This is a genomic window from Streptomyces sp. NPDC030820, from assembly GCF_055572075.1.
On the sequence record NZ_JBVIEB010000011.1, the window covers coordinates 315,888 to 327,324 of the forward strand.

The window sequence follows — 11,437 nt, forward strand, 5'->3', positions numbered from 1 at the left end:
CTACTTTGAGGGGAGGAGGGGGGGCTTTGGCTGGGAAGAAGAGAGGAGTTTCCCCTTTTTTTTTTTTTGGGGGGAATCACGGGTGGGGGGTTCCCCCTCTTCCCCCCCCCCCCCCCCCCCCCCCCACGGCGGCGCACGGACGCCGGCGATGAGGCGACGGCAAGGCGTCCTGCGCGGGCGCGTGCCCCCTTGGACACGCACCGGGCCGCCTTCGCGTCACCGCGGAGTGGGGACTCCGCCCGTCGTGCGGGTCCACTGACGTCCGTGGACCCAGCGGCGGCCGACAGCGAATCTAATCCCGCTCGCCGCTCCGACCGGCGTAGCGGACACAGAATTTGCGGCACTCATACGGCGCCGCGCTGGCGCCGTCAAAGTGCCGTCAAACAAAGCTGATTCGCCATCAGGGAGCCGTCAAGACGAGCCATGGGTGGCCGAATCCGGTCGCAGACTGATCACCAACGGGGGACGGGTGACCGTCCGTGGCGGTGACGTTGGAGGGACCGTGACTCTCGCGGCCGGATCAGCGCAGGGTCCTCGGACCGAGCAAGGGGCACTGCCACGGACTGTGGTCGCCCAGCCCGGGGGCAGTCCCGGACCGCGAAGACGAGGGTATTCGCGGACGGCCGGACCAGGTCCGGGGCTGCGCCCGGGGCAGCGCCTGCGGCGGCAGGCCGTGGCCGCGCGGGCCGGTCTGCGCCGCCGCTTCTGGGCCACCGTGCCTGCGCGGCTGCGCCTTCTGCGCGCGGCCACGCTCCTGCTCGCCACCACAGTGACGGCGCTGCTGACCGTCGCCGGGCTGGCTGCGAACGGCACCTGGGACAGCGTGTCCGAGCGGGACGCCCCGCGCACCACCAGCGCCGCCGACCTCAACCTCGCACTGAACGACATGGACGCGCAGGCCGCCAACGTCCTGCTGTCGGGCGGCGACGCCGGAAAGGGCCGCCTGCAGACCCCGTACGACAAGGCGGTCGGCTTCTACGGCAGCTCTCGGCGCGAGATCGGCCACGACCTGCGGACCCTCGCCGTCGCGGCCCAGGGCGACCGGTCGGACGAGAAGACGGTGGAGAACCTGACCGACGACTTCGCCGAGTACCAGGAGCTGATAGGGCGAGCCCTGGAGAACGACGGGCACCGGGGCGGAAAGGCGGCAGCGCTGGTGGACTACCGCAGGGCGACCGACCTGCTGCAGGGCAAGCTGTTGCCCGAGTCCCGCACGCTGGTCTCCGCCAACGACCGCGCCTTCGACGCCGAGTACGGCGCCGCCCGCTCCACGCTCTCCGCGCAGCTCGCCGCCACCGCCGCGCTGGGCGTGCCGCTGCTGGCCGCCCTCGGCATCCTCCAGTGGTACCTGAGCCGGCGCTTCCACCGGATCCTGAACCCGCCCCTCCTCGCCGCGACCGCCTGCGCCCTGCTCGCGGTGGTCCTCGGCACGCAGATGCTCACCTCGTCGTCCGCGAACCTGCGCGGCGCCCGCCGCGACGCCTTCGACTCCGTCGTCGCCCTCTCCCGCGCCCGGGCCATCGCCTACGACGCCAACGCCGACGAGAGCCGGTACCTCCTCGACCCCCGTCGCCGCGACCAGTACGCGGAATCGTTCCTCGCCAAGTCGCAGCAGCTGTACGGCATCCGGGGCGCGACCCTGGACACGTACGACGACGGGTTGTCCACCAGCTGGCAGGCGTACCGGACCGACCGCCACGACCTGCGCTTCACCGGCGAGTTCCGGCGCGAGCTGGACAACATCACCTTCCCCGGGGAACGTGCCGCGGCCGAGCAGACCGTGGAGACGTACGCCGTCTACCAGCGCGACGACCGCAGGATCCGCGCGCTGCTGGCGGCCGGGAAGGAACGCGAGGCGGTGGAGTTCTGCATGGACTGGAAGCCGGACACCTCCAACGCGCACTTCGGCGCGTGGATGGCCGCCCTGGACAAGGTGACGGACATCAACCGGGCTCACTTCGCCTCCTCGGTGCGGGACGGCCGCTCGGCGGTGAGCGGCCTGCTTCCCTGGGCGGGTGGCCTGCTGCTCGCGGCGATGGTGCTCACCGTGCTGGGGCTGCGGCCACGGCTGGCGGAGTTCCGTTAGGCATCCGCCAGCCGCGCCTCTTCCAGATCCAGGGACCGCTGGAGCCGACGGCGGGTGGTGTCGCTGATGCGGTGCGTGTCGTAGAGGTGCTGCAGTTCTTCGGACTCCACAGCGATCAGGTCGCGGCGCAGCTGGCGGTAGACGAGGTCGGCGGACTCGGTGGCTGCAGCGGTGCCGTTGTGCTCGGCGAGGCGGTCGCGGGCGTCGTCCAGGCGGGCGTTCAGGCCGCGGCGCAGCCGGTCCAGGACGACCTCCGGTACGACCTCCAGCTCCGCGAGCTCCTCCAGGCGGGCCAGGCCGGCGTGGGCGAGGTGGGAGCGGGCCTCGACCTCCTCGCGTTCGGTGTGGGCGGGCTCCAGGGCGATGCGGGAGGCGCGGACGACCCAGGCGAGGGTGAACCCCTGGACGACCAGCGTCACGACCACCACGGACGTGGTCAGGACGAGGACCAGGGGGCGGTCCGCCAGAGCGGTGCCGTCCTTTGCGACCTCGGGTATGGACAGGGCCGCGGCCAGCGGCATCACCCCGCGCGTACCCGCCCAGGTCAGCACCACCGGCACCCGCCAGTTCGTCCGGCCGATCCCGCCCTTGCGCTGCACGACGGCCGACAGGGGAGCGAGCCACAGCAGGCGTACGGCGATGAGGGTGGCGGCGACGGCGAGGGCGTACAGCGGCCAGGACCGGTCGCCGTCGGCCAGGGCCCGCACCTGCGCGGGCAGCGCCAGACCGATCAGCGAGAAGACCACGCTCTCCAGCAGGAACACCACCGTGCCGTACACGGCGTGCAGCTGAAGGCGTATGCGGGCGTTCGTGAGCCGGTCGCCGCGCCCGCCCAGCACCACCCCGGCGACTACGCAGGACGTCACTCCGGAGGTGTGCGCGGCCTCTGCCAGCAGGTAGGCGGCGTACGGGGTGACCAGGGCGATCACCGTCTCCAGCACCGGTTCCTCGGTACGGCGCCGGATCAGCGCCACCACACCGGCCACGGCCGCCCCGATCACCGTGCCGCCACCGGCCAGCAGCAGGAACTCACCGCCTGCCGCTCCCCAGTTCGCCGCCGCCGATGCCACCGCGATGCCCGCCGCCACCCGGACCAGCACCAGAGAGGTCGCGTCGTTGAACAGACTCTCCGCCTGGACCAGGACCTGCACCTTGGGCGGCAGGGCGAGGCGCCGGCCGAGCGCGGTCACGGCGACCGGGTCGGTGCTGGCCAGGATCGCGCCCAGCACGAACGCCATCTGCCACGACAGGGGAGTCACCAGCGCGGCCACCGCGCCGACGGCGGCTGCCGAGGCCAGCACGAGCCCTATCGCGAGGATCCCGACCGGTTTCCACACCGCCCGCAGCTCCCGCCAGGGCATGTCCTCCGCGCTCGCGTACAGCAGCGGGGGCAGCACGACCAGCCCGATGATCTCGGGGCTGATCTCGATCTGGGAGGTGCCCGGCAGCAGTGCCACCGCGAGACCGGCGACCACCAGGAGCGAGGGGGCGGGCATCCGCCAGCGGCGCGCGAAGGTCGCCACCACGGTGGCCAGAATGACCAAGGCGAGAACCGTACCGACGCTCCGCATGCCGTCCCCCTGGGACTGAGAAGGGGAACCACCCTGGCTCCCCTGCCGACCAGACTTCCCGGCACACCGCGGTCACCCTATCGGCCCAGGTCACGTCAAGACAGCGTCAATGTCCTCGGAGTAGGCGCCAAGGATTCGCTAACACGCGTCCCACCCGGCCCGTGGAAGGGCTTCCTTAGGAGGCAGTCCCCCTCGATCACAGGGGAGTTGAGCCAGTGAGCGGAGCGCGTCGGCGGCGATGAGTGACGTACGGCCCGGACGACTGAAGGTCTACCTCGGGGCGGCCCCGGGGGTCGGCAAGACCTACCGGATGCTCGACGAGGGACGGCGCCGTGCCTCGCGCGGGGCGGACGTGGTGGTGGGCTTCGTGGAGTGCCATGGGCGCCCGCACACGGAGGCCATGATCGACGGCCTCGAGGTCGTCCCGCGCACGTCCTGCACCTATCGCGGCGGGGGCTTCCAGGAGATGGACCTGGCCGCGGTACTGGCGCGCCGCCCGCAGGTCGCGATCGTGGACGAGTTCGCCCACAGCAACGTCCCCGGTGACGGCCGCAACCCCAAGCGGTGGCAGGACATCGAGGAACTCCTCGCCGCCGGCATCGACGTGATCACCGCGGTGAACATCCAGCACCTCGAATCCCTCAACGACGTGGTCGAGAAGATCACCCACGTTCCGCAGCAGGAGACGGTGCCCGACGAGGTCGTACGCCGCGCCTGGCAGATCGAGCTGGTGGACATGCCGCCCGAGGGGCTGCGCCGCCGGATGGCGCACGGCAACATCTACGCCCCGGAGAAGATCGACGCGGCCCTCGCCAACTACTTCCGGCCCGGCAACCTGACCGCGCTGCGGCAGCTGGCCCTGCTGTGGGTGGCCGACCGGGTGGACGAGGCGCTCCAGGAGTACCGCTCGCAGCACGGCATCGGCGGGGTGTGGGAGACCAGGGAGCGGGTCGTCGTCGCTCTGACCGGCGGCCCCGAGGGCGACACGCTCATCCGGCGGGCCGCGCGGATCGCCGCCCGGTCGGCCGGCGGCGACCTGCTCGCCGTGCACGTGGCCCGCAGCGACGGCCTGGCCGGCGGCGTCTCGGCCGCCTCCCTCGCTCGGCAGCGCAGGCTGGTGGAGGACCTCGGCGGCAGCTACCACTCCGTCGTCGGCGACGACGTGGCCACCAGCCTCGTGGAGTTCGCCCGCGCCGAGAACGCCACCCAGCTCGTCCTCGGCACCAGCCGCCGCGGTCGCCTGCAGCGTTTCCTGACCGGACCCGGCACCGGCGAGACCGTGACCGAGCTGTCCGGCGACATCGACGTCCACCGCGTCACCCACGAACGGGCCGGGCGCGGCACCCTCCTGCCGTCCCGGCGCCGCACGCTCTCCACCGCCCGGCTGGTCGCCGGACCGGTGGCCGGGCTCGTCCTGCCGATGCTGCTCACCGCCGTGCTGGCGCAGGTGCGCGGGGCGCTGGACCTGACCAGTGAGGCGCTGCTGTTGCTGCTCGCGGTCGTGGGCGTTGCCTGCATAGGCGGGGTCGCGTCGGCGGTGATCGCGTCGGTGACGGCGTCCCTGCTCCTGAACTACTGGTTCATCCCGCCCATCGGCCGATTCACGCTCAGTGACCCGAACGCGCTGCTCGCCCTCGCCGTGTTCGCGGTCGTCGCGGCCACCGTGGCCGGGGTCGTCGACCGCTCGCTGCGGCTGTCCCGGCGCTCGGCCCGTGCGACCGCTGAAGCCGAGACCATGTCGTCCCTCGCCGGGACGATCGTGCGGGGCGAGGCGACGATTCCGGCTCTGCTGGAGCGGACGCGGGAGACCTTCGGCATGGAGTCGGCGGAGCTGGCGGACGAGCCGCCGGATGCCGAGGCGGCCACATCGGTGCCGGCCGGTCCGGGGGCGTACCTGGTGCTGCGGGGCCGCACCCTCTCCTCCTCCGAGCGGCGGGTGCTGGCCGCGTTCGCCGCGCACGTCGGCTCGGCGGTGGAGCGGGCCCGGCTGGCCGAGGCGGCGGCGGAGGTGGAGCCGGTGAAGGCCGCCGACCGGCTGCGCACGGCGCTGCTGCGGGCCGTCGGCCACGACCTGCGTACCCCGCTCGCCGCGGGCTGGGCCGCCGTCACCTCCCTGCGCAGCCAGGACGTCGAGTTCACACCGGAAGACCGCGACGAACTCCTCGCCACCGCCGACGAGTCCATGGCCAAGCTCAACCGCCTCGTGGAGAACCTCCTCGACCTCAGCCGCCTGGAGGTCGGCGCCCTCACCCTCAACCTGCGCCCGACCTCCCTGGACGAGGTCCTGCCCATGGCACTCGCCGACATTCCCGGGGTCGAGACGGTGGACGTGGAGGAGATCCCGGCGGTGCTCGCCGACCCGCCGCTGCTGGAGCGCGTGATCGCCAACCTCGCCTCCAACGCTGCCCGCCACACCCCGCCGGGGCAGAAGGTACTGGTTACCGCCAGTGTCCTGGCGGGACGCGTTGAGTTGCGCGTGGTCGACCGGGGCCCCGGACTCCCGCAGACCGGCCGGGAACGGATCTTCGAACCCTTCCAGCGGCTCGGCGACACCGACAACACCACCGGACTCGGCCTCGGCCTGGCGCTGGCCCGCGGCCTGACCGAGGCGATGAACGGCACCCTCACCCCCGAGGACACCCCCGGCGGCGGCCTGACAATGGTCGTGTCGCTGCCGTTCGCGGAGCAGCCCGTGGGGGCCGAACCCACCGAGCAGAGTGCAGGAGGTGCGCGATGAGCACGCATGCAGGCACATGGAGGCTGCACCGCCCACACACCCCGGCCCGCGCCTGGCCACTGCGGGACCGGCTCGCGCTGACCGTGGGACTGGCCGCCCCGTTTCTGGCGGCCTTCGTCCTGGTCCCGTTCCGCACCAGCCTGTCGCATACGAACGCGGCCCTCATCCTCGTCGTGGTCGTGGTCGCGGTGTCCGCGCTGGGCAGCCGTGCGGCGGGCGTGGTCGCGGCCCTGTCGGCGGCGGCCTGGTTCGACTTCTTCCTCACCCGGCCGTACGAGACCTTCGACATCAACGCCACGGCGGACATCGAGACCGCGGTGCTGTTGCTGGTCGTCGGAGTGATCGTCTCCCAGCTCGCGGCCCGCGCCCGCCGGCTGGAGGTCATGACGGTGACGGACGCCGCCCACCTGGCGCGCATCCACCGCACGGCCGACCTCGCCCAGTCCGCCAACTCGGCCGACACCGTGGTCGACCACGTCCGTACCGAGCTGACCGACCTGCTCGGCCTGCGCGCCTGCCGCTTCGAGTACGGCAGCCTCCTGGGACGGCCCCCGCGCCTGGAGACGGACGGCAGCGTGACCGTCGGCCGGCGCACGTGGAATCCCGATACGGACGGCTGGCCCGAGGGCGAGATCGAACTGCGCGCCTACGGCAACGGCCACTACCTCGGCCGCTTCATGCTCACCCCCGGCCCCGGCGCCGTACCCCCGCTCCAGGCCCGGCTGGTCGCGGTGACGCTGGCCGACCAGACGGGGGCGGCACTGGACACGTCGGGACCGGCACAGAGGTGAGGAAGCCCCGGCGGATTCCCTGACGCGATCTTGACGCCGGCACGGCCGCCCGGTGGAACGGCACCGCGCCACAGGTCGTTCCTTGACGGTGTGACGTCAACTCTCCATCTCCACCGGGAACTTGGCCAGCGCTCCCAGCACATGGTGATCTGCGGCGATGACGGACTCGCGCACCGGCTCGCCCTCGAACTGGACGCGGTGTGCGGCGAGGTCGTCACCGTGGTGGTGCCCAGCCGGGACGACGAGTACGGCGCCGAGATCGCCGCGCTGCACGCCGACCCGCGCTCGCCGGTCGAACTGCACGTCTCCGCGCGCCCCGACGAGCGGACCCTGCGGGCCGCAGGGGTCGAGCGGGCCGCCGCGCTCGCCCTCACCTACCGCGACGACCAGGTCAACATGACCGCCGCGCTGCTGGCCCGCACCCTCAACCCGTCGATACGGCTGGTGGTGCGGATGTTCCACCGCGAGCGGGGGCGGCACCTGGAGCGGCTGCTGGACCGCGCCGCCGGCCTGTCCGGGGAGGCGGCACAGGACACCTCCACCACTGTCCTGTCGGACGCCGACACCGCCGTACCGGAACTCGTGGCGGCAGCCGCCGTCGGCCACGGTCACACCCTCCAGGTCGAGGGCAAGGTCTTCCGGGGGGTGGTACGCCCGGCCGGGGCACCGGCGCAGGCCACCGACCTTGCCACGCTCGCCGTCCTGTCCGGCGCCCACCAGGACGACCCGGCGAGCCAGGACAGCCCGGAGACACCTGGGGAGGACGGCACCCAGCTGCTGCCGGACACCCAGACCGCCTACCACCGCCAGTTCACGCACGGCCGGCTGATGCTGGAGGAGGTCACCCACCACCACGCACCCGAACCGGGCCACCGCAGCCGCCGTGGCCGTGTCGGCGCGTGGCTGCGGGCGCGGCCGGCACACCTGCCGTGGAAGGTGTTCCTCTCCCGTGAGGTCACCGCCGTCTTCGGCGCGCTCGGGGCCATGGTGCTCGCCCTGGCCGGCGCCACGGCGCTGTTCGCAGACGAGCACCCTTGGTGGAAGAACCTCTACCTGCCGATGCTGGACATCTTCACCATGGGCGACCCGGCCACGAACGAGTCGGTCGCCCGGCGCATCCTCCAACTCGTCGCCGGTTTCGTCGGCCTGGCCGTGCTGCCGCTCGTCGTGGCCGCCACGCTGAACGCCACCGAAGCCTTCCGCGCCGCCTCCGCGACCCACCCGCCCGACGAGGACACGACCGGCCACATCGTCCTCGTCGGCCTCGGCAAGATCGGTACCCGGGTGCTCGCCCGGCTGCGCACCACCGACCACCGGGTCGTGGTGATCGAACGCGACCCGCACGCGCGCGGTGTCGCGCTCGCCCGCGAACTCGGCGTGCCGTTGATCCTCCAGGACGCCACCACCCCCGGCGTGCTCGACCTCGCCCGGATCCGGCACAGCCGCTCGCTGCTCGTCCTCACCCGTGACGACGGCCAGAACCTGGACATCGTCATGGCCGCCCGAGAGACCAACCCGGCGGTGCGCGTGGTCATGCGGCTCTACGACGACGACTTCGCGGCCACCGTCCAGCGCACCCTGCGCGCCTCGTACCCGGACGCCCTCACCCGCAGCCGAAGCGTTTCCGCGCTGGCCGCACCGTCCTTCGCCGCCGCCATGATGGGCCGCCATGTGCTGGGCGTCATGCCGGTGGAGCGGGGCTCGCTGCTGTTCACCTGCGTGGACGTGGCCGGTCACCCGGAGCTGGAGGGGCGCTCGGTGCACGAGGCGTTCCGGGAGAACGAGTGGCGGGTGCTCGCCGTCGGAACCGCCGGCCCGGCGACGGACCCGTCCTCCATGGACACGCTCACCGGACTCCGCTTCGACCGGCGGTCCGGCTTCGACTGGCGCCCTGCGCAGGGGCGGGTGCTGCGGGCCGGCGACCGCGTGGTGCTCGCGACCACTCGGCGAGGGCTGGACATCCTGATGACGGGCGTGCAGCCGCATCCCTCGGACCGACGGGACTGAGCAATCGCCGTAAGCGTCACTCCAGTCCGGATGCCTTGAACACGGCCGGCGCGGTCTCACGGTCCACGCGGGCCGAGAGACGCCGCACAGCGGTCTGACAGCACAGCAGCAGACCGTCGGCCGCCGCCTTCCGGGCGCCCGTCTCGAATCGGCGCCACAGATCGGGGTTGTTCACCAGAACGTCTGGATCGATCGCGAGGCGCGCGCCGAACGCGTCGCGCAGCAGGAGCCGTTGGGAGACGCCCTCCAGACAGCGCACGGACACCAGCAGGTCGGTCCGGATCCGGCGCTCGCGCAGCAGCCACCGTGCGGCCAGCCAGTCCTCACCAGCCGTGACCCGGGCGGGCAGCAGCACCAGGAACAGCAGCAGAGCGAGCGACAGCCACAACAGGCCCCGCCAGAGCGTGAACCGGCCCGACCCCCAGTCGATGAACAGGAGCGGGGTGAACAGCGCCCCGGCGCGTCGTGCACCGCGGCCCCGGACGATTCTGCGCCAGCGCAGGCCGGTGACCTGTGCGCCTTCTCGCGGCGTCCCATACCGGTGACGGTAGAGGCGCGGAGGACGGGAACCACGCGTTGAGGACCGTGCCCAGCTGCACGCCTTGGAGCGAGCCTGGGCCGCGTGGGACCCGGGCGTGCCCCTTGTGCGGCTTTCCTGCGAGAGGCGCAGCCTGGGCCGTCCCATCGCCGCGCACGTCCGTGAGGTGGCCGCGGCCGAGCCCGGCACCCGGGTCACCGTGCTGATCCCGGAGACCGAGCCGGAGCGGCTGTGGCAGCGGGTGCTGCAGAACCAGCGGGGTGCGGTCGTCGCGCATGCCGTGCGGCGGGAGACCGACGCGGTGATCTGCCGTCTGCGCTTCCGGCTGCTCTGAAGAGAAACGCCCTGTTACTGGCTGGTAGGGCTCGGTGGCCGTAAGAGTCCCGTCAAAGCCGTGGGCGGGGCCGTAAGAGGGCCGTCAACGACTGTCCAGATCCGGCCAGGGAGGCGGTTTCCTCTAACCGTCCATGTTCCACCCCCGAACCTCTTCAGGAGTTCACGATGGCCGATCTGGCCTTCGTCGTCACCGTGCTCGCGGGCTTTGCGCTGGTGGCTCTCGTCGCCCGGGGGGTGACGAAGCTGTGACCGTCGAGAACGTCGTCGGCCTGGTCGTGGCCGTCGCCCTGCTGGGCTATCTCGTCCTCGCCCTGATCTTCCCGGAGAGGTTCTGAGAACAGACATGAGTCCAGAAGCCGCAGGCCTCCTCCAGTTGCTCGCCCTCATAGGCGCACTGGCGCTCGCCTACGTCCCCCTTGGCAACTACATGGCCAAGGTCTACTCCTCGAAGAAGCACCTGCGGGTGGAGAAGTGGATCTACCGGGCCATCGGTGCCAACCCCGACGCCGAGATGACCTGGCCCGCGTACCTGCGCGGTGTACTGGCCTTCTCCGCCGTCAGCGTCCTCTTCCTGTACCTGCTGCAGCGGCTGCAGGGCGTGCTGCCCGGTTCGATGGGCTTCTCCTCGGTGAACCCGGCGCAGTCGTTCAACACGGCTGTCTCGTTCGTGACGAACACCAACTGGCAGTCGTACTACGGCGAGCAGACGATGGGGCACGTCGTGCAGACCGCCGGTCTGGCCGTGCAGAACTTCGTCTCCGCCGCGGTCGGTATCGCCGTCGCGGTGGCGCTGGTACGTGGCTTCGCCCGCTCGCGCACCGGTGAGCTGGGCAACTTCTGGAGCGACCTGGTCCGTGGCACGCTGCGCATCCTGGTGCCGGGTGCCGCGATCGCGGCGATCGTGCTGGTGGCGTGCGGTGCCATCCAGAACTTCTCCGGCATTCACGAGGTCGGTCAGTTCATGGGCGGCTCGCAGCAGTGGAACGGCGGTGCGGTCGCCTCGCAGGAGGCCATCAAGGAGTTCGGTACGAACGGCGGTGGTTACTTCAACGCCAACAGCGCCCACCCCTTCGAGAACCCGACGCCTTTCACCAACCTCTTCGAGATCTTCCTGATCCTGGTGATCCCCTTCTCGCTGACCCGCACCTTCGGCGTGATGGTCGGCAACGTGAAGCAGGGGTACGCGATCCTCGCCACGATGGTCACCATCTGGCTGGGCTTCACCGTCCTGATGATGTGGACCGAGTTCGCCCACCACGGCGCCGCGCTCCAGGCGGCGGGCGGTGCGATGGAGGGCAAGGAGGTCCGCTTCGGCGTCGGCGGCTCCTCGATCTTCGCGGTGACGACCACGCTCACCTCGACCGGAGCGGT

General features: G+C 71.8%; 8 protein-coding genes and 1 pseudogene. 7 read left to right on the plus strand and 2 right to left on the minus strand.

Annotated elements, in window-relative coordinates:
- Positions 1-673 precede the first annotated feature (673 nt).
- A complete protein-coding gene (locus ACZ418_RS29740; protein WP_468368914.1) occupies positions 674-2,086 on the plus strand; it encodes a hypothetical protein in 1,413 nt (470 codons plus the stop codon).
- Here ACZ418_RS29740 and ACZ418_RS29745 read toward each other — a convergent pair.
- Positions 2,083-3,657, minus strand: a complete 1,575-nt coding sequence (locus tag ACZ418_RS29745; RefSeq protein WP_468368916.1) for a Na+/H+ antiporter — start codon at positions 3,655-3,657, stop codon at positions 2,083-2,085. The two genes, ACZ418_RS29740 and ACZ418_RS29745, sit on opposite strands and share 4 nt — an antisense overlap.
- Positions 3,658-3,895: 238 nt before the next feature.
- Between ACZ418_RS29745 and ACZ418_RS29750 the strand changes: the two genes are divergently transcribed.
- The 3 genes from ACZ418_RS29750 to ACZ418_RS29760 all read left to right on the plus strand — a co-directional run bounded on the left by ACZ418_RS29750 (position 3,896) and on the right by ACZ418_RS29760 (position 9,192).
- Complete coding sequence (locus ACZ418_RS29750; protein ID WP_468368919.1) at positions 3,896-6,394, plus strand: sensor histidine kinase; 2,499 nt, start codon at positions 3,896-3,898, stop codon at positions 6,392-6,394.
- Positions 6,391-7,185, plus strand: a complete 795-nt coding sequence (locus ACZ418_RS29755; protein ID WP_468368922.1) for a DUF4118 domain-containing protein — start codon at positions 6,391-6,393, stop codon at positions 7,183-7,185. The genes ACZ418_RS29750 and ACZ418_RS29755 overlap by 4 nt, the downstream gene beginning before the upstream one ends.
- 90 nt (positions 7,186-7,275) lie before the next feature.
- Entirely contained in the window at positions 7,276-9,192 is a 1,917-nt protein-coding gene (locus tag ACZ418_RS29760; protein ID WP_468368924.1) for an NAD-binding protein, read from the plus strand.
- 16 nt (positions 9,193-9,208) lie between these two features.
- Here the strand turns inward: ACZ418_RS29760 and ACZ418_RS29765 are convergent, their stop codons facing one another.
- Positions 9,209-9,580 (minus strand): hypothetical protein, encoded by a 372-nt coding sequence (locus tag ACZ418_RS29765; RefSeq protein WP_468368927.1) that lies wholly within the window; start codon positions 9,578-9,580, stop codon positions 9,209-9,211.
- A 181-nt stretch (positions 9,581-9,761) separates the two neighbouring features.
- Here ACZ418_RS29765 and ACZ418_RS29770 point away from each other — a divergent pair.
- The 3 genes and pseudogenes from ACZ418_RS29770 to ACZ418_RS29780 all read left to right on the plus strand — a co-directional run.
- Positions 9,762-10,064: pseudogene (locus ACZ418_RS29770) on the plus strand (amino acid permease); the annotation flags it as partial.
- Between the two features lie 247 nt (positions 10,065-10,311).
- Entirely contained in the window at positions 10,312-10,401 is a 90-nt protein-coding gene (gene kdpF, locus ACZ418_RS29775) for a K(+)-transporting ATPase subunit F (RefSeq protein ID WP_037770757.1), read from the plus strand.
- Positions 10,402-10,409: 8 nt separating this feature from the next.
- The coding region (locus ACZ418_RS29780) for a potassium-transporting ATPase subunit KdpA (RefSeq protein ID WP_468368929.1) at positions 10,410-11,437 on the plus strand (1,028 nt) is incomplete at its 3' end.

What these genes read in the sequence shown, in the direction of transcription:
- ACZ418_RS29750 (WP_468368919.1), top strand. Translation starts at nt 3,896, where the DNA reads ATGAGTGACGTACGGCCCGGACGACTGAAGGTCTACCTCGGGGCGGCC.
- ACZ418_RS29745 (WP_468368916.1), bottom strand. Translation starts at nt 3,657, where the DNA reads ATGCGGAGCGTCGGTACGGTTCTCGCCTTGGTCATTCTGGCCACCGTG.
- ACZ418_RS29755 (WP_468368922.1), top strand. Translation starts at nt 6,391, where the DNA reads ATGAGCACGCATGCAGGCACATGGAGGCTGCACCGCCCACACACCCCG.